The following is a 22,883-nucleotide window of genomic DNA, read 5'->3' on the forward strand; positions in this document are numbered from 1 at the left end:
CCTCCTCTGATTCAGGCTAGGTCGCCGGACCCCACTCGACCGGGCCGAGTGGAGTGAAGGTGAGATCGGCAGTGCCCGCGCACAGATAGCCCTGCGGCATGTCGCCAAAGGCGCCGCCGCCTGTGGCCTCGGCATACGCCGCAACTTCGATCTGGTAGTGGTCGTATTCCGCCGGGAACACATCGGCGAGGTGATAGCTGGTTGTGTCACCGGGAGCGGTCAACACCCGAATACCGATTAATCCGCCATCATCAGCAGAGGCGTAGACATGGATTAAATACGCCGCCGCGCCCGTGACCGCCTCCCAATGGGCGACGGCCACACGCGCGCCCGGTACCGGGTCAACGCCGACGACCATGCCTGTACATTCCGCAGTGGGATGGTCGCCAAAGCTGACCACAACCGCCGCGAGGCACAGGGGATCAGAGCCGCCACCTTCCGCGCCCGCACTCACATAGGCGGTAAAGGGACCACGGGCCACGTCTGCGGGGGCAAAGGTATAGGCGTGGTTGGTGGTTCCCTCCAGCAGCAGCGCCGAATCCGGCAGCAGATCACCGAAGGCGTCGACGATGCTGAAGATGTACCAATCGGCGTCGGCGAGCGGCGGCCACGAGAACGCTGCGGTGTGTTCGGTCAGCGTGAATGTGAGCGCGAAATCGGCACATGCACCGATTTGCAGGCAGGGCGGACACGGGCGGCTGACGTAGCCACTTCCTGACAGCGCGGCCAGACAACCCGGCGCTTGATCTTCACAGGTCACGAGCAGCTGCACCGTTCCCGTCACCAGCGGATCGGCTGAGGTCACGATCACTTCGAACCGACCGCTGTTGGCCGCTACCTTGAGGCGATCTTCCAGCGCGTCACCGCCGTCAAACTGCGCAATCTCTGTGCCGATCTCGTCGCGGACGCGGATGTGAAACGGAAACGTGAACGGCTCACCCGCGCTCAAATTGGCGATAGTGAGCACCGTCGGGCAAGTCTGGGCGGTAAAGGTGTAGGACTGCGGCGTGGGGTTGATCGGAACGCTGACCGCCACGGGCTGACCGTAGACGAGCGGCGTCATCGTTGCGGCGGTTCGCCCCTGCAACCGGAGGATGAACTCGCCTGTCGTCCCCTGAGCGCCGCTGATGTGGAGCGAGTAGATGCCGGATTGCGGCAGAAACATTGTGATCTGCGCGGCGAGTGGATCATCCGAAAAGGGATAGGCGCTGCTGGTAGCGAGCGCTTGCCCGTTTGGCGCGACGAGTTCGAGCAGCGGGTCGAATGTGCCCGTCCAGTTGTGGATCGTCACGTCGACGAAATCGCTCACACTGCCGCTGAAGCTATAGGTGGTGGACTGTTCCGCGGCGGTGATATTCCCGAGCACACTGCTGCCATAACCGATTGCGCCGCCGATTTGCGCTTGCGCGTTGGGTGCGGGCCCGAGGAGCAGGACCGTGAGGAGCAGAACCGCGGCGAATGTCGAGAAGTGCGGGTGTCTGTCGGGTTGCATAGCCTCTCCTTTGGAGTTGGGGCAACGCCGATGGTGCTACACGCGGGGAGGCGCTGATGTGGGAGGATGCACGCGACGATGGGATCACACGCCTTGTGCGAAACTTCACGATTAACTCTATTTTACACCCGATTTTGGATTGATGAGGCAGGCTCTAGGCCGACTTAGGGATTGGCGGACGCGCTGCGAGGCGTCCGCCCATCCGATGAAACTGCAAGCGGCACTGATCTCCGGCTTATACCGACACGCCGAGCAACCCGCGCGCGATCTGGAAATCGGTGTTGCCCGTCTGCTGGAAGTGCAGTTTTTCTGCCCTATGAGGGTCCGTCCCAAGTCGTCGAGCAGAGATTGGGCTAGAAGCTTGCCCGGTCGATAAGCTGCGTCGAGCTCGGTCACGTAGCGGATGAAGGTGGCTTCGTCCGTCGTAATTTGCAGCACAGGGATCAGTGGATGCCCGAACATCGGCTGCTCAACGATGTGTCCGACGATCACTTCGACGCCCGCCGCCCCAAGGCCCGTGAGCATTTCCCCCCATTGGCGGGTGGGCATGTCCATGATGTGCAGGCCGGGGGACTGCGGCGTCTGAGCATAGCCTAAGGTCGTGTGCAGCTCGATGCCTAACGCCTCCTGATAGGCGGGATGCCCCACCACAGGATCGTTCGCCGGGAGGACGAACAGCCCACCCGCGGCGGTGATGCTGCGCGTGAGCACCGCCAACTCGACGGCGAGCTCTTCACTCACTCTCTGTTGATTCATCCAACCGACGCGCATGACTCCGGCTGGATGAGGACGAGCATTGGCGTGCGCTGGCGGCTGGTTAAACCAGTCGATCATCTTCGCCATGACCTTCTGAATGCCGCCATCCAACGGCACACTCGCCCAGCCAAAGCGCGCCGGGTCAAGCCCGCGCTTGGCCATCAACTGCTGCACGTAACCGTTGTGGGTTTTCTCACAGCCGTGTTCGAGCAGCAGCGCGTGCTTGACCAGTGGATGCGTGAGATAGCCGAGGAAGGTATTCGCCAATTCCGCCTCGGTAGTTGAACCGCAGCCTTCGGTATGCGCCAGCGCGACGAAGCGCGTTAGGCCAATGCTGCGGCCCACATCATGCTCGTTCAGCCATTCCGCGCACATCCGCGCGATCTGGCCGGAGCACAGGCTGGTCGGAAGGATCAAGCCGACTTGCTCGACGGGCATGCTGATGACCGGAAGACGCAGCGCGGGCAGCTCAGCGCTGGGGGGAATCGGCAGCGGTTGACCACTGTACTCGGTCGGGAGGCTGATTGGTTTAGGTGCTGGTCCCGTGCGCCGCCAGTCCCGCCAGATCTGCACCTGCGTGTGTCCGGCTTTTTCGCCTGCGCTCAACTGGCCGGACGCCACATCGATGGCGAGCTGCAGCGCCGCCGCGCCGACTTCCTCCAGCGGCGTGCCGTCAAGGTACGCGCCGGCGTTGACATCCATCTCATTCGCGAGAAGTTGGTAACGCTCGGTCGTCGTGACGATTTTGATGGTCGGCACAAACGGGAAATTGGTGATCGAACCATTGCCCGTGACGAAGAAGATCAGGTTGCAGCCCGCGCCGATCTGCCCGGCGACGCTTTCGAGGTCGTTGCCCGGGCTGTCCATGAAATAGAAACCGGGGTCGCGCATACGTTCGGCGTAGTCGATGACCGCATCCACGCGCAGATCCGGGTGCATTTTCGCCGCCGCACCCAAGGACTTGAGATAGATGTTGTAGAGGCCGCGGTAGATGTTGCCGCCCGAGGGGTTGCCGTCAGCGGATTGACCATGCCAGCCCATCCACGTGCGGAAACGTTCGGCAAAGTGGAGGAACTTGCGCGCCGTTTCCAGATCGCGCATGTGGCTGATGAGATAGGCTTCCGCGCCGATCAACTCGTCGGTTTCGGCGAGATTGGCCGCGCCGCCATAGCGCACGATCTCTTTGGTGACCCATGCCGCCAGTGGATTCCCGCTGATTCCGGAGAAGGCATCCGATCCGCCGCACTGCAAGCCAATCCTGAGTTCGGAAACGGGTACCTGTGACCGCTGCATCCCGCTCACCGTGGTGAGCCAACCTCTGACCACCTCGACCGCCGTCTGGATGTCCGCCTCAAATGACCGCGACAGCGACATGAACTGGTGCAGCACATCGCTGAGGGGGTATTGTTCACGTTCCAGATACTCACGCAGCGCGGCGTTATTCACGCGCTCGGTGCCGCGATCTACGACCAAGACCGCGCCCACGTTCGGATGCACGATCATCCCCGCCAGCGTGCGCAGCAGCAGGTCGCCATTATTGAAGTCATCGGTGCTGCCTTCGGTGTGCGCGACCGCGACGATGCCATCGATGTTGGGATACTGCGCGGCCAGATTCTTCAGGTGCGTTTCCAGCACGCGGACGAAGCCGCCCGTCAGCGCTGATGTGCCGAGCAGCACGATCATGTTGCGTGTGCCGACACCGCGGTTTCCCGCCCGGCGATAGCCCTGAAACGCCGGACACTGGTCGGCGCGGGGCAGGGCGGGGGCGGGGCGAAACTGGCTCTCATCCAGCCGGAACGGCGCGATCTGATCACTGAAATTCGGCTCCGGCGGCAGCGGAAAGTCCAAGGTGCGCCGCCCTAGTTCGCGCAGCACGTTTTCGTTGCACAGCACAGCGCCGGGCGCGATGGGGCGAATTACGGTGCCGAAGGCTTGTCCCCAGGAGGTCAAGAGGTCGCCGGGTTGGAGCGGCTGCGTGGCAAAGCGATGCCCTTCGAGTACCGTATGCGGCAGCGTCATTTCCAGCGCTCCGGCGCGCACGGTGAGTCCGGCGGGCAGCGTCCGCGTAGCGATCACGACATTATCCAGCGGAGCCGCGCGACGGCTCACCGTTTCCAGATCGACACTCATGAGTTTATTCCCGGCGTGAGATAGGTTTGCCTCCCATTTTAACCGCAGATGGGTCGACTGCGCGACGTTATGTTGCGCGCCCTAGGTCACACCGATTCCTTAGGGCGCTGGTTCGCGCCGCAGCGTCTCCAGAAGCTCAGACAGGGAGGCTTCCGCCAGCGCGATCGTCTCATCTGAAGCGCCGTAGTACAACCGCAGTGTGTCGCCGATGACGGTGGCGCCACACGTAAACACGACGTTCGGAAAAAAACCGTCGGTTTCGTAGGGGAGCTCCGGCGCAAAGATCGGCGTTGAACTCCGCGCCAGGACGCGCGTGGGATCGTCGTGGGCGGTCAGCAGTGCACCGAGGCAGTAGCGCTGCGTCCGATCTGCCGCATGATAGATCGACAGCCAGCCGTGTTCCGTCCATACAGGCGGTGCCCCGCCGCCGACGCGACCCGAATCCCAGCCCATTCGGCTTCCCTGTACCACCACCTGATGATCGCCCCAGCGCACGAGATCGGGCGAGGTCGCATACCAGATGCTGTACGCGCCGAAATCGCCGGGCATGGGACGGTGATAGCAGGCATACAGCCCGTTGACTTGACGCGGGAAGATGGCGACATCGCGATTCGATGGCGGGAAGATGATTCCGTGCCGCCGCGCCGTCTGGAAGTCGCGTGTCAGCGCCAGACCCGTAGCGATCCCGTGGCTGCTCACCGCGGAGTAGTTGATGTAGTACTCGTCGCCGAGCGGCGTGATGCGCGCGTCCTCTACGCCGAACGCTTCATAGGGGGTTTCCGCCTGCAAAAACGGTTGATCGCCGATCGTGAAATGCACGCCGTCACGGCTACGCGCGCAGCGGATGTGGCTCATGCTCGTGAGAAATACATTCCCACTGGGCAAATGGCGCACAAAGCGCGGATCGCGCGTGTCATAATCCGAATCATCGGGATGGACGCGCAGAAGTGTGATTTCCCCGCTTGCATCGAGATAGGGGCACACGATCCACCGCGGATCAGATTTGATGGGGCGTTCGGCGACGCGCACAAGCAGGATCGTCTCGCCGTGCACGAGTGCTGCTCCGGCGTTGAAAGCGCCGATAACTTCGTAATCGGGTCGGGAAGGGCGCAGATGCGCGGGCGTGATGAGCGGATTGAGTGGATGACGGGTGAACATCAGTCCTCTCCTACAATATGATAAGCATGCGGTTCGAGCAAGAGATCGCCCTGTTGACTGCGGATTTCGAGGGCAGTCGGGCGCGGATTGTAGACGAGCCAGCGGCGCGGCGCACGTTCGAGCGATAGACAAGGGACGTCGAGTGCGAATGTGAGCACATCCGGCGGTAGATCGGTCAGAAAGCCGGGGCGGCTGAACAAGAGCGCGCTCCAAAAGACTTCACCCGCACCGTACAGCTCCTTGCCGAGCTTGGCGGTATGCGTGAATTCCGCGGTCGCCAAATCCTCATAGGGGATATACGGGCAGGGACCGCGCCGCATGGACTCCGGCAGGAACGGGTCGAAGAAGGCGTAGTTATGGCAGCGCTGCAGATTGGCGAACGCTGCCATCAAACTGACGGGCAGTTTGGGACGCAGGTCATCCTGATTGAGCAGTTCTGACCACGCCCAGATCGTTTCGACATTCTCTTTGTAGGCCGGGTAGCAGAGTGAGGCGCACGCCTGAAACATACCGCGCGGATCGTAGAATGGAACGGTGGGATCTTTGCCCCAGTAGCCCATACGCAGCGCCAGGTTGACGAAATCGGCCACGCGATCTTCCCAGCCCTCGTACGGCCCAGCCGCGGCGGCGGCGAACGACAACTGCTGCGGCTCATGCGTCAACTGGTGCGGCGGCAGCTGCATGATCGTCGTGAGCGCCTGTCGGGCATCGACCATATAGTTGACATTGTCGGTCATCTGGTAGGCCAGCCAGCAGCCCGCCGCGAACATCCCGCTCACGCCCGCATTCAACAGACTCCCACGCGCTTGCCAGCCCTTGGCATCCGCGAACAGCGGCAGCAGATGCCGCGTTTTTGCGCCGAATTCGCGCGCACCATCCAGGGCTGTGAGAAAGGTCTGCCGGAGATCAGAGTCGCCCGTCAGATGCGCCACCCACGGCAGCTTGACCAGCGCGTTCTCATAAAAGTACCACGTATCCATGAACGTATCGGTCGGCTGGTACGGGTAGTGATTCGGCAGGTAGTGATGCGGATCGATGATCTGGTAGGCGCGTACCGCGTCCAGCAAGCGCTCGATGAGGCTGTCCGCGCCCGCCGCGCCGGTCCGTTCGCGCCAATGAAGCAGGGGCAGCAGCACGTCGAGCTGTGTCATCAGTTCGAAGCCCTTTTGCTCGTCACGCCCAATGGCTGAACTGCCTTTCACATAGGCGCGGAGTCCCTGCTTGCCACTCGCTTCAATCCAGCACGCTTCATTATGGAGGTCGCTCAGCGTGCTATGTGCCAGCTCGTCCCATGTCGGTGCGTCGGGGATGAGCGTGGGCTGCGGGTCGAGCAGCGGTGCGACGGCATCGATCAGGCGGCGCTGCGCCACCCACGGATCCGGCGTCGACTCCAGCGGCGACTGCTTGTACCAGAAGCGGAAATGATGCTTACCCGGCGGGAAGGTGAAGTTGGGGTTGGGAGTGTTGGGGACCAGGCCGAGACCATAACGCGGCGTCGGGCGATATTCGATCACTTCGCGCAGGGTCAGCTCATAGAAGCGGTGCGGCGACCACTGCAGGCTGTCCGGCGGGAAATAGACGATGGTTTCGGTGTGAGTCGCGTGGTCGTAAAGATAGCCAGCGGGGAGATCGTTGCCGCCTAATCCCCCCTGGTTGGTCGTCGGCGCGCGCAGAATCGTTTGCCGCCAGGTGTGCGCTTGCCGATCATTCAGGTTGTCGAGCGCGCCCAGCCACACGATCTGCGCGGGATTGAGCGTGAGCTCGCGGGACGCCGTGAGGGTCGCGTCGATCCATGTGCCGCCGTGCGCGGGTGTGAACTGCACCGCCCAGTGCCAACCGTCACCCTCCCCGTGAGCGGGCGCACCACTCGTTAACTGCTCGTTGGAAATAAAGAATTGTGCAATTTGTATCATAAGAGAAGGGCTCATTTCTGATCTTCTTGACAACCCCTACGAACTCTACTATAGTCAAAACGTAAGAACAACGCAAGCGATTACGTAAACTAGTCTTTTTGTGGACATTACAGATGTCAGTCGTCGATGAAATCGCGAAAGCCTTAGGTGTTTCCGGCGCATCCGTGTCACGCGCCCTCAATGATCGTCCGGGGGTGAGTGCCGAACTGCGCGAGCGTGTCCTCGCCAAAGCGCGCGAACTCCACTACACGCCCACGCTGACGGCGCGCGGTCTGGCGACCTCGCAGACGTTCAACATTGGCTTCTTCTTCCTGCAAAAAGCCGGACTCCCCGCCGCTGCCGACCCGTTCTACACCGAGATTCTGCACAGCGTGCAGCAGGTGATCGCGCGGTCAGACTATCACGTCGCTTTCGAGACGCTCACGCCCGACACTCTGGCGCACCCGGTCGATTTTCGCTTCGTGCGTGAACGCCGCATCGACGCGATGATCCTCGCCGGACCCGATATTCCGGCGGGGTTCATCAACGCCATGCTGCACACGAAATTGCCGCTCGTGCTGGTGGACAATCGTCTGGACTTTACACCTGTCAACTGTGTCAACAGCGATGACGAGACAGGCGCGTATCTGGCGGCGCAGCATCTGCTCAACCTCGGCCATACCAAGATCGGGGTGATCGCGGGGCCGACGGAGTGGGCGAGCACGGCGCGACGCGTGTGGGGCTATCATCGGGCGCTGTCGGAGGTCGAAGTCGTCCACATGAACGAGACGACGATTGAGAGCGGACGGGAAGCCTACCGCCGTTTGAGCGGGGCGCATCCCGAAATCACAGCGATTGCCGCGGTCAATGACTCGATGGCGATTGGCGCAATTCGTGAGGCGCACCGGCGTGGTCTGTGCGTGCCGGATGATCTGAGCGTCGTCGGCTTTGACGACATCGCGTGGGCGGAACTCAATGACCCTCCGCTCACGACCCTACGTATCCCTCGCCAGCAGATGGGCAAAGAAGCGGCGCACCGTGTCCTGATGCTGCTTCAAGACCCTGATCTGCTGGCTTCGGAAATCATTGTCCCGGTACATATGGTGGAGCGCAATTCCACCGCACCAAGGAGGTGAAGAGTATAGCATACACGGCGGCCTTCGATGTTCAGAAAAATTGTCTGAGATTTACACGAAAGGACTAACCGATGAAGCGCTTTAGCTTGGTTGTACTCCTACTTGCATTCATGCTGACCATTAGCAGCGTGGCCGCTCAAGATCCGGTCACCATTCGCATTTCGACCTGGGCGGGCGTCGATGAGAGCGCCGAACTGCAGGGCTTGATCGACGAGATCAACGCCAGCCAGACCGATTACCAGATTGTGCATGAGCCGATCCCCAGCGACTACTACACGCAGGTGCAGACGCAGATTGCAGGCGGCACGGGCGCGGACCTGTACTGGATGGATCAGAATCACATGGCGCTGGCCTCGGACGGCGTGTTCATGCCGATTGACCAGTGCGATGCCGTCGCGAATGCTGCTCCCCAGACGGCGGGCGACCTGAGCGACTACTACCCCGGAATCCTCGCCGTGAATCAGTTCGAAGGCCAGACCTACGGCTTGCCGTGGATCGCGCAGCCGGTGGTCGTCTACTTCAACCGCGGCCTGTTCGATGCGGCGGGCGTGGCGTACCCCGAAGATGGCTGGACGTGGGATGACTTCACCGAAACTGCCATGGCGCTGACGCAGGACACGGACGGTGACGGCGCGGTCGATCAGTGGGGCTTCACCAACAACGGGTGGCCGCCGCCGTTCATCTTCGTATGGCAGGCGGGCGGCGAACTGATTTCCGTCCGACTTCACCAGCGTTCCGATTGACAGCCCGGAATTCGTGCGCGGCTTTGAGTTCTGGCTCAGCACGCTCTACAACCCGGAAATGTCGCCGAGCAATGAAGTGATCGCCGAACAGGGCTTCGGCGAAATGTTCAAGGCCGGCAAGATCGCCATGTTCATGGGCGGCGCGGCGGATGACCTGGATCGCGTGGATGGGTTGGATGTGGGCGTTATTCACGTCCCGGCGAACCCGGAAACCGGCAGCACCACGACGTTTGCATGGAACGCCAGCACAGTGATTAATGCCAATACTGCGAACCCCGAACAGGCTTGCGCCGCGCTCGTCGCGCTGACGGAAGCCATTCAGGGCTGGAAGATCGTCTCGCCGCGCATTTCGCAGGCGACCGTCGAACACCTCGTCTCTTCCGAACCGCGCAAGGAACCGAACGCCGCCGCGATTGTGGCCGCTGCGGGTGACATGCGCGCTCTGCCGATCTTCGGCAACTACGCCGAATTTGACTCGCTGTTCTGGAGCGAATTCTGGGGGCCGCTGCAAAACGGTGAAACGGATCTGAGCGTCGCCGAACTCGCCGCTGAAGTCCGCCCCGACCTTGAAGAAACCCTCGGCAACTAATTCTCACTTTTGCCCGCACTCGTGGCCCACGCCACGGGTGCGGAGCTTCTTTTGAACTCATTTATGGAGATGCCAAGATGGATCTGAGCGTGCTCAATACTTACATTCCCACGCTGATCCGTTATGTGCTGGTGGCCGGCGGGTTGGCAGCAGCCATGTTCATCGTCTATCAGGTGCAGCTGCGGCTCGGCGCGCGTTCCGAAGCCGCCGCCGGGCGGACGCTGGTCATGCCGTGGGTGGTCGGTTTCCTGATCTTCAATGTGTTTACGATTGGCGCGTCGCTGTACCTCAGTTTCACCGAATACAATCTCTTTCGTCCGCCGGAGTGGGTGGGTACGGAGAACTATGCGGAGCTGTTCGATCTGGCGTTTGCCCCGCTGGAATCGGCGGATCAGCGCAGTTCCAGCGCGTTACCCCCACGCTATGATGAGATCGTCCGCGTGCAGATTGCCGATGGCGGCTTTGTGCTGGGCGCGCGCGAAGAAAGCTTCTGGCGGTCGATGCGGCTGACGGTGGTCTATGCCATCGTGACTGTGCCGCTCGGGTTGGCGGGCGCGCTCGCCGTCGCTTTGCTGCTCAATCAGAATGTGCGCGGGATGGGCATCTGGCGCGTGCTGTATTACCTACCCGCCGTGCTGCCCGCCGTCGCGACGGCGCTGCTCTGGCGCTGGATGTTCTCGTCCAGCGGGCTGGTGAATTCCGCGCTGTCGCCGTTTCTCAATCTGCTCAACTTAGAGACTCCACAGTGGCTAACCAATCCCAGCCTGTCGCCGGTGCTGTTCATCATCATCAGCTTGTGGGGGGTGTTCGGCGCGAATTCGGTCATTCTGCTGGCCGGGTTGAAGGGCATTCCCAAAGAACTGTATGAAGCGGTCGATATTGACGGCGGTGGCCACTGGCCGAAGTTCCGCAACGTGACCATCCCGATGCTGAGTCCGGCGCTGTTCTACAACCTCGTCACCTCGCTGATTGGTGCGCTGCAAGCCTTCGAAGTCGCGGCCTTCATCCCCACACCTATTGAAGCGGGGACGTTCCTCAACTGGCAGATCTACCAAGAGGCGTTCAATTTGCGCAACATGGGCATGGCGTCGGCAATGGCCTGGATCATGCTCATGCTGATCATCGCGCTCACCGCGCTGGTTTTCCGGTCGTCGCAGGCCTGGGTCTTCTATCAAGGTGCGAGAGAAGGAGCATAAGCCATGACGGTTGTGATGCAGCGCGATCCCTTGCTCGTTGATCCGCCTGCGCGGCGTGGTTTTGATCCGCGGCGGGTGGTGGTGTATCTGCTGTTGATCGCGGGCGTGGCGTTCATCCTCATTCCTTTCCTGTGGATGGTGTCGACGTCGCTGAAAACGCAGGATCAACTGTTTGTGCGCGGGCTGAACTTCATCCCGAATCCGGCGGTGCCGGGGAACTATCTCGAAGTCTGGAATCGATTGCTCTCGATCAACCCGCAGATGACCTTCTGGCGCATCATGGGGAACACGCTGTTCATCACCGTGCTCGCGATGGTCGGCGAAATCACCAGCGCGTCGCTCGTCGCCTACGGTTTTTCGCGCTTCCGCTGGCGGGGGCGCGACGCCTTGTTCGCGGTCATGCTGGCGACGATCATGATCCCCGGCATTGTGACGCGTGTCCCCGGTTTCCTGATCTGGCGGCAGTTAGGCTTGCTCGACACCTATGACCCGCTGACGTGGCCGTCGCTGTTCGCGTGGGGGCCGCTGTATGTCTTCCTCATGCGGCAGTTCTTCATGACGATTCCGCGCGAAATTGAAGAAGCGGCCATCATGGATGGCGCGAACGTCATTCAAGTCTTCGTGTATATCATGCTGCCGCTCGTTAAGCCGATTCTGCTGGCAATTGGCGTGCTCGCTTTTCAGGCCAACTGGAACAACTTTCAAGGGCCGCTGCTCTATTTGAGCACGCCAGAAAAGTTCCCGTTGGCGTTGGCTATGCGTTTCTTTGACCAATCGCTGAGCAAGGAAGCCCCGCAGTGGCAGTTCATGATGTCGATGGCCACCATGATGGCCGCGCCGATTCTGCTGCTGTATTTCGTCGCCCAGAAGCAGTTCATCGAGGGGATCAACATCGGTGGGGTGAAAGGGTGATGCGGATGCGCAGTTTGTTTCTTGGGCTGGTACTGTTGGTGCTGGTCAGCTCGATTTCGGCACAGGACAACCCGTCAGCTGCCGATCTCGTCAATCTCGATCATCTGCTGCAGCTCACCGAACCCGTGACGATTGACGGGCGTGACATGGCGATTGTCCATATCTATTCGGAATACCCGGATTACGAGTGGGTCGACGATGCCGACGAAGGCATCAGCGCCGTGGATGATGTGGCGCGCGCGGCGGTCGTTTACCTGTGGGAGTACGAGCGCACCGGCAATGCCGATCTGCTGGATTGGGCGCGGCGCTGCCTCAACTTCATCATGTATATGCAGGCCGACGATGGCGAGTTCTACAATTTCGTCTTCACCCGCGAAGGCGAGATCAACGAGCGCGGCGGCACGAGCTACAAGAGTCTCGGCTGGTGGGCGATGCGCGCGCTGTGGGCGCTTGGCGAAGGCGTGCGCGTCTTTGATACGGTTGATCCCGGCTACGCGGACGAACTGGCGGCAGCCTATCAGCGCACGGAGGCGGCGATTGCCGCGTCGCTGAGCAACTATGGGCAGTACACGACGCTGCACGGCTTCGAGATCCCGGCGTGGATTCCCGCCAGCGAACCGGATATCGCCGCGATTGGCTTGCTCGGCATGAGCGCCTATTACGCGGCTCGTCCCAACGACGCCAGCGCCGATGCCATCACGAAAGTTGCCGATGCGCTCGCGGAGTACCGCTTGGGCACGGACAGTGAATACCCGTTTGGCATGCATCCGAGCAACGCCAATGCGCCGGGCTTCTGGCACAACTGGGGCGCGCATGTGCCGCACGCGCTGGTCGTGGCGGGTATGGCGCTGGAGCGTCAGGACTGGATCGACTCGGCGGCGGCAACGGCGGAGTCGTTCCTGCTGCGCCAGCTTGCGTTTGAACCGTTCCGGCATATCGGTGTCGTGCCGTATCGCCTGGAACAGCTCGCCTACGCCCCCAACATGCTCGTGCAGACTTACGCGGCGCCCTACAGTGCGACGAATGATGAGCGGTACGCGCAGTTGGCCGCGCTGGCGGGGAGCTGGTACTTCGGCAACAACATGGCCGACACACAGATGTACTACCCGGACAGCGGTCGCACTTACGATGGCATCAATGGCCCGGTGGCCTGGCGCGTCAACCGGAATGCGGGCGCGGAGTCGACCATCGAAGGCTTGATGAGCATGAGCGCGCTGGCGCGTCTGTCGGAGGCGGCTCAACCGTTCCTCTATGCCACCACACTGGATGAAACCCTGCCCATCATCCTGCAAGCCGAAGACGGCGAGCGCGTGATCGGAACGCCCGTGTATTACTCCGGCACGTGGACGGGTGAAGGCTATATCAGCGGTGGGCGCTATATTGGGCTGGGCGAAGGTCAGCGGATGCGCTTGACGTTCACATTGGACGAGGATCAAGCGGATGACTATCTCCTGTATGTTGCGCATGTGCGGCAGGCCGCGAACAGCAGTGCCTTCCTGATTCCGCGCACCGACGCGCCGCCGACGATTGATGGCAGCGGCGATGATTGGGGCGATAACGCGCTCGTGTTGGAGGCGAATACCGCGCGGCAGTTGCTGCGCGGCGGCGGTCTGTGGCAAGGCGCGGAGGTCGACAGCCATGTCGTGCACCTGCTCTGGGACGCTGAGCATCTGTATGTGCTGGCCGACGTGCGCGATCCCGAACATGTGCAGGACTTCACCGTCAGCGGCGTGTGGCAGGGTGATACGCTCTGGCTGTACTTCACCAGTGGTGACATGCGCGCGCTCGACGCCAAGCTGACCCTGGCACAAACGCCGCAGGGCGGTCAGGTGTGGGACTGGCAGCAGACGCGGTTTGCCCCCGGTGCGACGCTCGTCTGGCAGGCTGCGGACGATGGCGGAGGCTACACGTACGAAGCGGCGATCCCGTGGGCGGCGCTCGACATTGACAATCCTCAGGCCGGGACACGCATCGGCTTTGAAGCCGGGCGCGGGCTCGGTGGTAACTCGTTCATGGACTTGACCGGACGTGACCCGGATGTGGCGGCAAATCTCTTGCAGTTGACGCTCACCGCGCCCGGTATGGACGAAACACTGGGCGGCGCGGCGAATGTTGCCCTCAATGTGCGCCTTGACCGTCAGGACGAGTTCACGCTGCAGCAGTCGGTGTCGCCGGACTCGGATTACTTCTGGCTGGATGCGGTCACGCCGCAGCCCGTGCGCCTTGAGGCGGGCGACCATACGATCCGTTATGAGTATGCGGGCGACGAAGGCAGCAGCAACCCCGGCGTGAGCAAAATCGACGCCTTCTACTTGCAGCCCGTCGTCGGTCGCCGCGTCTACGCGCTGCCGAACGGTCAGCAGCTCACGCTGACCTACAACACAGTCACGGGCGCCTCGGCTTTACAAGACACTACCCCTTAGGAGAAACCATGCAGCTTAAACTTGTGCGGCATCCGCAAAGCCCGCTTTTGTACCCGAACCCCCTGCATCGCTGGGAGTCGCTGAACGTTTTCAACGCTTCCGTGCTGCAGCATAACGGGTTGTTCCACATGCACTACCGCGCGCAGGGCGTGGACTTCATCTCGTCCATCGGGTATGCGGTCAGCGCGGATGGGCTGGTGTGGAATCGGATGGAGAATCCGGTGTTCGCGCCGCACAACGGGCGCGAAGACTACCGCGGACTGGAAGATCCGCGCGTGACAGCGTTGGACGGTCGCTTCTACATGTGCTATACGGCGTACGGCGAGAATGGCAATTACCCGATGATCGCCGTGTCCGACAACTTGATCACCTGGGAAGATGTCGCCCCGCTGGAGAAGACCGAAAACAAGGATCATGTGCTGTTTCCGGAGAAGATCGGCGGGCGCTACGCGATTTTGCACCGCCGTCGTCCGCATATCTGGGTGGCCTTCAGTGATGACCTGATCACGTGGACGGATCACACGGTGATCATGTCGCCGCGCGCGGTGGGTGAAACGCCTGACGATTGGGACAGCAAGAGCATCGGCGCGAACGGCGTGCCCATCAAGACGGCGGACGGGTGGCTGCTGTTCTATCATGGCTACGGCGCGGCGCACGTCTACCGTTCGAGCGTCGCGCTGCTCGATCTCCATGATCCGGCCAAGGTGCTGCATCGCCCGACCACGCACATCATCGAACCGACTGAAACATGGGAAATTCGCGGCGACGTGCCGAATGTGATCTTTAGCTGCACGAACCTCGTCGTCGGCGCTGAACTGCGCTTCTATTATGCTGGGGCAGATCGCATGGTGGGGTTGGCGACCGCGCCGTTCGCGGATGTGCAGGCCTTCGCGCGAGGCGGGGCATGAGCTCACCACCCGTTGGTGTTGGCCTAGTCGGCGCAGGCGCGTACGGCGAATTCTGCCTCGCCGCTTTCGCTCTCATGCCCGAAGTGTATGTCGCCGCCGTCTGCGATTCGGACCGTGTCCGAGCTGAACGGTTCGCGGCGCAGTATGGCGTGCGCGCGTATACAGAGCTTTCCGCCATGCTGAACGATCCGGCGGTCGAAATCGTCGCGCTGAATACGCCGCCGTTTCTCCACGCCGAGCAGGGACTCGCGGTATTGCAGGCGGGCAAGCATCTGTTCTGCGAGAAGCCGCTGGCGCTCACCTTGAGTGAAGGCGAAGCGCTGCGCGCCGCCGCAGGGCAGACCGGGACGCGCCTCACCATCGACTATGTGATGCGCCAGAATCCGCTGTGGCGCATGGCTGCGCGCCTTCGCGAGGCGGGTGTGCTCGGCAAGCTGCTGCATCTGAGCCTGACGAATCACGCGGCGGGGTTGAGCCTGCCCGCGCAGCACTGGTTCTGGAATAAAGCGCAGAGCGGCGGCATCTGGATCGAACACGGCGTGCACTTTTTCGATGCGTTCGCGTGGGTGGTGGGCGCGGTTGGCACAGTCAGCGCGGCACAGCGCTTTGTCAACGCCGCCGGGCAAGAAGATCGGGTTGAGGCGTTGGCGACCTACGGCGAGACCGCCGCGCACTTCTATCATGGCTTTACGCACAGCGGCACGACCGAGCAGACGACGGTCGCCCTGACCTTTGAGCACGCCTATATGCACCTGCAGGGCTGGGTGCCGACGAATCTGACTTTCTCTGGCTTGGATGCCGCTGGTCACGCCGCAATTCAGCCGTTTCTGACCGACGATCTGCGTGTCACAGCGACGAGCGGCGCTTCGCTGGTGGTTGACACATCAGGCGACAAGTCCGCAGTTTATCGGGCCTGTATTCAAGCGGGGATGCGCGATTTGGCGGGCGCGGTGCGAGATCCCAATAAGTCACTGCGAGTCACCGTCGAACATGGCCTCGCGAGTCTGCGCATGGCACTGGAAGCAGAACGCTTGTAGTTCGAAAGTCGCGAATCGGCAGGAACCGGACGGCAGTGCGTAACCTAGTCCGGTTTCGCCGTCTCGGGTCCAGTCAACTATATGCCCGGCTTCGCGCAGCCCCTGGGTGATAAGGGTTCCGATCCCTATTCATCTGCGATCAACAGCAGGCGCATGTGCCCTAACCTTGACTCCATCTAGCGAACACCATCCATTGTAGAGGGTGATGGGCTGAAATCGAACACTTTACGCGCGCGGGCGGCTGGGGCGCTTGCTGGTGGTGGGCGCGCTGTTACCGGATGTGTTCGGCGAGAAAGGCGTGGATGACGCTTAAGGCGCTGACGGTTAGCAGCGTCAGCAATTGCTCCCCTTTGGCGGCGGTCGCGGGGCGCGGATCGCCGAAGACACCGCTGCGATTGAAGGTGTCCAACCGTGTGGGCGTGGCACCGAAGGTGGGCGGAAACTGCGGATACTCGGGCTGCGCCTGGTCCATCTGGACGGCATCCGGGCGCAGAGCCAGCACGACCGACGTCTCGACCTCGTCGGCGTGATAGAAGCCGGGCGCGGCGGGCGTCGACTCGCAGACGGCGGCGGCCGCTTGCTCAATGCCCGGGTAGTTCAGAATCATCGTCGGCAAATTGTGCTGTGTCATCAGTGCGCGGGCGGCCTGTTCCAGCGGCGCGCTGTTGCCAAAATGCCCATTAACGATGATCAGCGCGGCGACCTTGTGCGCGGCGAGCGCGGCGCCAATGTCAGTTGTCAGCGCGACCAGCGTATTGAAGCTGATCGAGATCGTGCCTTTCCAGCCTGCGGTCGTCCACGTCTCGCCGTAGGGCAGGGCGGGCAGCAGCAGCGCGTCGAGTTGATCGGCCAAGCGTTCCGCCAGACCCGTCGCCATGATCGTATCGGTGGCGAGCGCGAGATGCGGCCCATGCTGCTCCTGTGCCCCAACGGGCAGAAGCGCCACGGCGTTGCCCGCGCTGAGCCGACGTTCGACCTCGACCCACGTTGCGGTTTCCAGTCTCATGAGTCTTTGCGCCCCCGTTGATAGTGCTTGCCCAGCGCCGCGGGATCATTGGTGCGGCGCACGAACACGGCCAACACGATGATCGTCAGCAGATAGGGCAGCATCAGCATGAATTGGAAAGGAAGTTGGATGTCGAGAATTTGGGCGCGCAGTTGGAGCGCATCGGCTACGCCGAACAACAGCGATGCCCCGAACACGCCGACCGGATGCCGCCGTCCCAGTACGAGGAGCGCCAGCGCGATATAGCCGCGCCCCGCGGTCATGTTATCGACGAAGATGCTCGACGAACCAATGGAGATGAACGCGCCGCCTAACCCACACAGCATCCCGCACAGGATCAGAGCGGCATAGCGCGTGCGGTTGATGTGGATGCCGAGCGTTTCGGCGGATTCGGGCGACTCGCCGACAGGCAGGTAGGCGATGTAGGCCAGCGGATTTTGCCGGAAGAACAGTGGACCGATGATCGGGATGCTTTCCAGGATCGGGATGGGCAGCGTGCTCAAGCCCTCCACCTGCGGGCGCTGCGTCCCCACGGCGAAGAAAGCGCGATAGACGAAACTGGTCACGCCGAGCATGAGCAGATTGAAGGCGATGCCGACGATCACCTGATCGCCCGCCAGCGTGATCGTGAAATAGCCGATGATCAGGCCGAAGAGTGCGCCGAGGATCAGCGCGCCGACGATGCCGAGCGCCGTGCTGCCCGCATAGTACGTGACGACGAAGGCCGACAGCGCGCCGCCGAGCATCATGCCTTCCATGCCAATATTCAGCACGCCTGCCCGCTCGTTGAAGATGCCGCCGAGCGCCGCCAGCATGATCGGGAGGGCTAAGCGCATGCTGGCCGAGAGAAAGCCCTCGAGAGCGGGATCCACCAGAATTTCCATCGTGATTAGCCTTTAGCTGACAGCCGCCGCTGCAGGAAACTGAATGTCCCGCGCCCCATCAGCAGTAGGACGATCAGGTATTGGATGATAGTCGCAATCGAACTCGGGACGCCCACCGCGGATTCCATCGTGCTCGCGCCGACCTGCAAACCGGCGAAGAGGATTGCCGCGATCAACACGGCGAACGGATTGGTGCGCCCCAACAGCGCGACGACAATCGCCGTATAGCCGTAACCGGGCGAAAGATTCTCGATCATACGGCGCTGTACGCCTGCCACTTCCGCGAACCCCGCGAGCCCGGCCAACGCGCCGCTCAGCATCAGCGAACTCAGGATGACCCATGACGTATTGATGCCCGCTGCTCGAGCCGCTTCGGCGTTGTGCCCGGCGGCGCGAATCTGAAAGCCCCACACCGTGCGCCACAGCAGAAGCGAGGCGATGACAACGACCGCCAGCGCGATGAACACGCCGGCGTGCAGCCGCGTTCTTTCCAATATACGCGGCAGGCGTGCTGCTTCGGCGAGGCGGGCGGTTTGTCCTAACGGTGAATTCGGGTCTTGCAGCGGCCCGTGCAGCAGATAGCCAATGAAGAAGATGGCGATGTAATTGAGCATGATCGTGTTGATGAGTTCGCTTGCGCCGAGCGCGGTCTTGAGCACCCCGGCTATCCCGGCCCACGCCGCGCCCGCGAGCATCGAAGCGATCATCATGGCGGGGAGCACGATGTACCACGGTTGATCGCCGAGCAGCAGACCCACCCAGCCCGCCAGCAGGCCGCCCCAGAACAACTGACCTTCTGCGCCGACGTTGAAGACGCTGGCGCGAAACGCGATAGTCACACCGACTCCAGCCAGTGTCAGCGGAATGGCTTTGAGGAACGTTTCGGCGAGACTGTTGAGATTGCCTGCCGCCCCTTCGAGCAGGGCGCGGTACGCGGCAAGGGCATCTTTACCGAGCAGTTGGATGAGCAGCGCCCCGATGAGCAGGGCGATCACCACGGCAACCACGCTCTGTACCAGTTCCGGGTGCAGAATGGTGCGGCGCAGCCAGACTGGGAGGCGGAGCGGGGTGGTTCCGGAGTCGGCATTCACTGAGGGGAGCCTTTGTTCTGTCATCATTTAGCCTGCGAGCGGGCGCCCGCCCATGAGCAATCCAAGTTGATCGCGCGTCACCGTCGCGCGTTCCAGCGGTTGGCTCAGCGTGCCGTTGTACATCACAGAGATCCGGTTGGAAAGCGCCAGCACTTCGTCGAGCTCGGTTGAGATGAGCAGGACGGCGGCGCCGCGCGCGCACTGGTCGAGCAGGGTGGAGCGCACGTATTCGGTCGCGCCGATATCGAGTCCGCGGGTGGGTTGGACGGCGATGATCAGGCGCGGGTGGCGTTCCAGCACGCGCGCCAACACCAGCTTCTGCTGATTGCCGCCGGACAGCGTGCCTGCCGTTTGCTCTGGCGACTGGCAGCGAATGTCGTAGCCTGCAATGAGCGACTGCGTGAACGCGCTGATCGCCTTAAACCGCAGAAAACCAGCGCGGGAAAACTTGGGCTGATTGATCTGTTCGAGGACGGCGTTGTCGGACAACGATCGCCCCATCAACAGGGCAGTGCGCTGACGATCACCGGGGATGGTGGCCAACCCGGCGCGGATGCGCTGCGCCGGGGGCGCATGCGTGATTTGCTGATCTTCCAACCAGATCTGCCCGGCGTTCGGGAAAATCAAGCCGGAGAGCAAGCGCGTCAGCTCGTCCTGACCATTGCCGTCCACCCCAGCGATGCCATGAATTTCGCCCTGACGCACCGCTAGATCAAGGTTCTTGAGCACTGTTACGCCGCGGGGATTGGTATAGTGCACGCCGCGCAGACGCAGGACTTCCGGCGCGCCCGCGTCGACCGTGTGCGCGTTGGTCGGTAACTGAATGTGGCGTCCGACCATCGCTTCCGCCAAGCCTTCGACCGTGCTCTCGGCGGTGGTGCGCGTGCTCACGTTCACGCCCGCGCGCAGAATCGTGATGCGGTCGCTGATGGTCATCACTTCCTGAAGTTTATGGCTGATAAAAATAACGGCATTCTTTTCCGCGGTCAGGTTGCGGATGATGGCGAATAAACTGGCAGTTTCCTGGGGGGTGAGGACGGCGGTTGGCTCGTCGAGGATGAGGAGCTGCGCGCCGCGATACAGCGCCTTGATGATTTCGACGCGCTGCTGCTGCCCCACCGACAGGTTAGCAATTTTCTCGTCTGGGTCAATTTCTAAGCCGTAACGATCCCCCAACTGCCGCATTTCCCGCGCAATGCGGCGCAGATCTGGAAAAAAGCCGGCCTTGGTGCGCGCGGCGATGCATAAGTTTTGGGCGACGGTCAAACTGGGGATGAGCATAAAATGCTGGTGTACCATGCCGATGCCGAGCTGGAGCGCGGTCACGGGCGAGTCAATGTGCACCGGGCGGCCATGGAACTCAATTCTGCCGGACTCGGGTTTGACCAACCCACTCAGGACTTTCATCAACGTGCTTTTGCCCGCACCGTTCTCGCCGAGCAAGGCGTGGATTTCGCCGGGGCGTATGTCGAACTGGACCCGGTCGTTGGCTACCAGATCGCCATAGCGCACCACAATCTCGGACATTTGCAGCAGAGTTGCTGACATCAAAACCAACCTGAAGTGCTAAAGCAAACAAGCCCCGGAACAGACCGGGGCTTGCACTGCGGTTAAGTTTATTCGACGGGCGTCGTGTCTTCTTCGACGACGAAATCCCCACTCAAAATCGCTTCGATCTTGGCGTCGATCAGGTCTTGCAGTTCCGGCGTGACCACTTCAGCGAGGTCGTGGTACGATGCCAGTTCAATCGAGCCTTCGATCAGGCCAAACGACCAGTTGCGGCTTTCCCATTCGCCGGCGATCACTTCTTCAGCGACCCCCGTGACCAGCGGCCCGAGGTTCCACGTTACGCTCGTCACGACGGATTCTTCCCCGAGGAAGTTCTGGTCGGTCATAGCGCCGAGGGCGTATACGCCCGCTTCGTTGGCCGCATCGATCACGCCGACGCCCTGCGCGCTGAGCACGTCCGCGCCCTGTTCCACCTGTGCTAAGGCCGCTTCTTTGGCCTTGGGCGGGTCGAACCAACTGCCGATGAAGGTGAACAGGACTTCAATGTCCGGGTTGACTTCCGCTGCGCCCGCTTCATAAGCGTGCAGATTGGCGAGCATGTTCGGGGCGGGCATACCGCCGACCCAGCCGATCACGCCGCTTTCGCTGATGCCTGCGGCGAGCATCCCGGCGAGGTAAGCCCCTTGGTAATCCGGGTTAGAGTACGTGCCGAGGTTATCCGCGAGTTCGCGCGCCGTCCCGGCCATGAAGTACGTTTCCGGGAAATCTTCCGCGACCGACAGCGCCGCATCGCCAAACGAGAAGCTGTGCGCGAAGATCAGGTCATAGCCGCGGGTAGCGAAATCGCGCAGGACGCGTTCGGCATCCGCATCGGTCACGTTTTCGACGTACGCGACTTCAAGGTTGAGTTCTTCGGCAGCCGCCATCAGCCCGTTGTAGCCGACCATGTTCCAGTCGTTGTCGTTGATCGGGCCGGGCAGAATCATGGCCACCTTCAGGAGCGGCGCTTCGCTGGTCGCTTCTTCAGTGGCGTCCTGAGCCGCGGGGCCAGCCGACGCTGTGCCGCCCAACATGAATGTTAAGACCAGCAGAACCAACAGCAGAACAATCGAAAGTTTCTTGCCCATAGATGTCGTCCCTCCTCCTAACCTGATAATGATGCATCGCATAGTTCGCCATGCTGATGCAGTTTCCCCCATACGCACCGTCTGCTGTCGCTTTAAAACGTGGGCGGCGTGATCGCCCACACGGACAGCACCCGTTCTGTGCCAATATTGCGATACCAGTGCGGGCGCCGGCTGTCAAAGATGATGCTGTCGCCTGCTTCCAAGATAAATACGTCGTCGCCGAGATGGACTTCCAGTGTGCCTTGCAGCACCAGACCGCATTCCTCGCCTTCGTGCTGAAACGGCGAGTTCTCCGTCGATGAACCCGGCGCGGATTCCACCCATACGAATTCCAGCGTGCGCGACAGATCGGGCACGAGAAGTTCGTAGACGAAGTTCGGGTCGGGGATGCCGATGCGGCGGCGCTGCTGCTTCCGCACCACAATCTCTTGGTCGGCTTGGGGGCGCGGCTCAAAGAAGATGCCCAACTGCAGGTGGAGCGCCGAAGCTAGTTTGGAAATCGTGTTGATCGACGGATTGGCGAGGCCGCGCTCGATCTGGCTGATCATCCCCGCGCTGATGCCGGAGGCATCCGCCAACGCCTGAACGCTCAAATTGAGGTCCAGACGAGCGCTGTGCAGCTGCTCACCGATCAGTTTCAGGTCGGACGAGGCGCTCGCGGACTGCGGTGCGTCGCTGTGGGATGAAGCCATGCCAGCCTCTCACAGGCTCAAATGAGCGGGGTGTTCAATATATTGAACAATCTTCACTATACAGTCTAACAGGATTTGGGGCGTGGGCAATACGTTACTGTAAACGACAAGTAGGCGGTCTCAATTGGAGCATATAGACAAGTGCCGCTCTGGGGTGAACCTCGGAGCGACTGTATTACCCCGAGCGCGCGATTGGTTTCCC

Annotated in this window: 18 protein-coding genes; 8 read left to right on the plus strand and 10 right to left on the minus strand. The window is 61.6% G+C overall.

What is annotated here, in order from left to right; all coding sequences use genetic code 11:
* Nucleotides 1-16 precede the first annotated feature (16 nt).
* The 4 genes from IPK17_RS33955 to IPK17_RS33970 all read right to left on the minus strand — a co-directional run bounded on the left by IPK17_RS33955 (nt 17) and on the right by IPK17_RS33970 (nt 7,449).
* Nucleotides 17-1,492, minus strand: coding sequence for a PPC domain-containing protein (locus tag IPK17_RS33955; RefSeq protein WP_343422156.1), 1,476 nt, complete (start codon nt 1,490-1,492; stop codon nt 17-19).
* A 117-nt stretch (nt 1,493-1,609) separates the two neighbouring features.
* Nucleotides 1,610-4,378: a UxaA family hydrolase gene (locus IPK17_RS33960; protein WP_343422157.1), complete on the minus strand. Its 2,769-nt coding sequence runs from the start codon at nt 4,376-4,378 to the stop codon at nt 1,610-1,612.
* Between the two features lie 99 nt (nt 4,379-4,477).
* Entirely contained in the window at nt 4,478-5,536 is a 1,059-nt protein-coding gene (locus IPK17_RS33965; protein WP_343422158.1) for a glycoside hydrolase family 130 protein, read from the minus strand.
* Complete coding sequence (locus IPK17_RS33970; protein WP_343422159.1) at nt 5,536-7,449, minus strand: hypothetical protein; 1,914 nt, start codon at nt 7,447-7,449, stop codon at nt 5,536-5,538. The genes IPK17_RS33965 and IPK17_RS33970 overlap by 1 nt, the downstream gene beginning before the upstream one ends.
* A 113-nt stretch (nt 7,450-7,562) precedes the next feature.
* On the opposite strand from IPK17_RS33970, the gene IPK17_RS33975 reads away from it, so the two are divergent.
* From IPK17_RS33975 to IPK17_RS34010, 8 genes are all read left to right on the plus strand, one after another.
* Complete coding sequence (locus IPK17_RS33975) at nt 7,563-8,564, plus strand: LacI family DNA-binding transcriptional regulator (protein WP_343422160.1); 1,002 nt, start codon at nt 7,563-7,565, stop codon at nt 8,562-8,564.
* A gap of 71 nt (nt 8,565-8,635) precedes the next feature.
* Nucleotides 8,636-9,307: an ABC transporter substrate-binding protein gene (locus tag IPK17_RS33980; RefSeq protein WP_343422161.1), complete on the plus strand. Its 672-nt coding sequence runs from the start codon at nt 8,636-8,638 to the stop codon at nt 9,305-9,307.
* Between the two features lie 13 nt (nt 9,308-9,320).
* A complete protein-coding gene (locus IPK17_RS33985; protein WP_343422162.1) occupies nt 9,321-9,896 on the plus strand; it encodes a type 2 periplasmic-binding domain-containing protein in 576 nt (191 codons plus the stop codon).
* A gap of 77 nt (nt 9,897-9,973) precedes the next feature.
* The gene (locus IPK17_RS33990) at nt 9,974-11,092 is read left to right on the plus strand and encodes a carbohydrate ABC transporter permease (RefSeq protein ID WP_343422163.1); all 1,119 of its coding nucleotides are present in this window, start codon (nt 9,974-9,976) and stop codon (nt 11,090-11,092) included.
* Nucleotides 11,093-11,095: 3 nt separating this feature from the next.
* Entirely contained in the window at nt 11,096-12,004 is a 909-nt protein-coding gene (locus IPK17_RS33995) for a carbohydrate ABC transporter permease (RefSeq protein ID WP_343422164.1), read from the plus strand.
* Nucleotides 12,005-12,009: 5 nt separating this feature from the next.
* A complete protein-coding gene (locus IPK17_RS34000) occupies nt 12,010-14,427 on the plus strand; it encodes a sugar-binding protein (protein ID WP_343422165.1) in 2,418 nt (805 codons plus the stop codon).
* Nucleotides 14,428-14,435: 8 nt separating this feature from the next.
* Nucleotides 14,436-15,335: a glycoside hydrolase family 130 protein gene (locus tag IPK17_RS34005; RefSeq protein ID WP_343422166.1), complete on the plus strand. Its 900-nt coding sequence runs from the start codon at nt 14,436-14,438 to the stop codon at nt 15,333-15,335.
* The gene (locus IPK17_RS34010; RefSeq protein ID WP_343422167.1) at nt 15,332-16,372 is read left to right on the plus strand and encodes a Gfo/Idh/MocA family protein; all 1,041 of its coding nucleotides are present in this window, start codon (nt 15,332-15,334) and stop codon (nt 16,370-16,372) included. Before IPK17_RS34005 ends, IPK17_RS34010 begins: the two co-directional genes overlap by 4 nt.
* A 271-nt stretch (nt 16,373-16,643) precedes the next feature.
* Here the strand turns inward: IPK17_RS34010 and IPK17_RS34015 are convergent, their stop codons facing one another.
* The 6 genes from IPK17_RS34015 to IPK17_RS34040 all read right to left on the minus strand — a co-directional run bounded on the left by IPK17_RS34015 (nt 16,644) and on the right by IPK17_RS34040 (nt 22,681).
* Nucleotides 16,644-17,378, minus strand: a complete 735-nt coding sequence (locus tag IPK17_RS34015; protein ID WP_343422168.1) for a creatininase family protein — start codon at nt 17,376-17,378, stop codon at nt 16,644-16,646.
* Nucleotides 17,375-18,262: an ABC transporter permease gene (locus tag IPK17_RS34020; RefSeq protein ID WP_343422169.1), complete on the minus strand. Its 888-nt coding sequence runs from the start codon at nt 18,260-18,262 to the stop codon at nt 17,375-17,377. The genes IPK17_RS34015 and IPK17_RS34020 overlap by 4 nt, the downstream gene beginning before the upstream one ends.
* Nucleotides 18,263-18,267: 5 nt before the next feature.
* Complete coding sequence (locus IPK17_RS34025) at nt 18,268-19,353, minus strand: ABC transporter permease (RefSeq protein WP_343422170.1); 1,086 nt, start codon at nt 19,351-19,353, stop codon at nt 18,268-18,270.
* Nucleotides 19,354-19,380: 27 nt separating this feature from the next.
* A complete protein-coding gene (locus IPK17_RS34030) occupies nt 19,381-20,901 on the minus strand; it encodes an ABC transporter ATP-binding protein (protein WP_343422171.1) in 1,521 nt (506 codons plus the stop codon).
* 68 nt (nt 20,902-20,969) lie between these two features.
* Entirely contained in the window at nt 20,970-21,989 is a 1,020-nt protein-coding gene (locus tag IPK17_RS34035) for a BMP family protein (RefSeq protein WP_343422172.1), read from the minus strand.
* Between the two features lie 92 nt (nt 21,990-22,081).
* Nucleotides 22,082-22,681, minus strand: a complete 600-nt coding sequence (locus tag IPK17_RS34040) for a helix-turn-helix domain-containing protein (RefSeq protein ID WP_343422173.1) — start codon at nt 22,679-22,681, stop codon at nt 22,082-22,084.
* Between the last annotated feature and the right edge of the window lie 202 nt (nt 22,682-22,883).

This window comes from Candidatus Flexifilum breve, assembly GCF_016713355.1.

Excerpts from the sequence above, each read along its gene's own strand:
- IPK17_RS33955 (WP_343422156.1), bottom strand. The coding sequence starts at position 1,492 with ATGCAACCCGACAGACACCCGCACTTCTCGACATTCGCCGCGGTTCTG.
- IPK17_RS33960 (WP_343422157.1), bottom strand. The coding sequence starts at position 4,378 with ATGAGTGTCGATCTGGAAACGGTGAGCCGTCGCGCGGCTCCGCTGGAT.
- IPK17_RS33965 (WP_343422158.1), bottom strand. The coding sequence starts at position 5,536 with ATGTTCACCCGTCATCCACTCAATCCGCTCATCACGCCCGCGCATCTG.
- IPK17_RS33970 (WP_343422159.1), bottom strand. The coding sequence starts at position 7,449 with ATGATACAAATTGCACAATTCTTTATTTCCAACGAGCAGTTAACGAGT.
- IPK17_RS33975 (WP_343422160.1), top strand. The coding sequence starts at position 7,563 with ATGTCAGTCGTCGATGAAATCGCGAAAGCCTTAGGTGTTTCCGGCGCA.
- IPK17_RS33980 (WP_343422161.1), top strand. The coding sequence starts at position 8,636 with ATGAAGCGCTTTAGCTTGGTTGTACTCCTACTTGCATTCATGCTGACC.
- IPK17_RS33990 (WP_343422163.1), top strand. The coding sequence starts at position 9,974 with ATGGATCTGAGCGTGCTCAATACTTACATTCCCACGCTGATCCGTTAT.
- IPK17_RS33995 (WP_343422164.1), top strand. The coding sequence starts at position 11,096 with ATGACGGTTGTGATGCAGCGCGATCCCTTGCTCGTTGATCCGCCTGCG.
- IPK17_RS34000 (WP_343422165.1), top strand. The coding sequence starts at position 12,010 with ATGCGCAGTTTGTTTCTTGGGCTGGTACTGTTGGTGCTGGTCAGCTCG.
- IPK17_RS34005 (WP_343422166.1), top strand. The coding sequence starts at position 14,436 with ATGCAGCTTAAACTTGTGCGGCATCCGCAAAGCCCGCTTTTGTACCCG.
- IPK17_RS34010 (WP_343422167.1), top strand. The coding sequence starts at position 15,332 with ATGAGCTCACCACCCGTTGGTGTTGGCCTAGTCGGCGCAGGCGCGTAC.
- IPK17_RS34015 (WP_343422168.1), bottom strand. The coding sequence starts at position 17,378 with ATGAGACTGGAAACCGCAACGTGGGTCGAGGTCGAACGTCGGCTCAGC.
- IPK17_RS34020 (WP_343422169.1), bottom strand. The coding sequence starts at position 18,262 with ATGGAAATTCTGGTGGATCCCGCTCTCGAGGGCTTTCTCTCGGCCAGC.
- IPK17_RS34030 (WP_343422171.1), bottom strand. The coding sequence starts at position 20,901 with ATGTCAGCAACTCTGCTGCAAATGTCCGAGATTGTGGTGCGCTATGGC.
- IPK17_RS34035 (WP_343422172.1), bottom strand. The coding sequence starts at position 21,989 with ATGGGCAAGAAACTTTCGATTGTTCTGCTGTTGGTTCTGCTGGTCTTA.
- IPK17_RS34040 (WP_343422173.1), bottom strand. The coding sequence starts at position 22,681 with ATGGCTTCATCCCACAGCGACGCACCGCAGTCCGCGAGCGCCTCGTCC.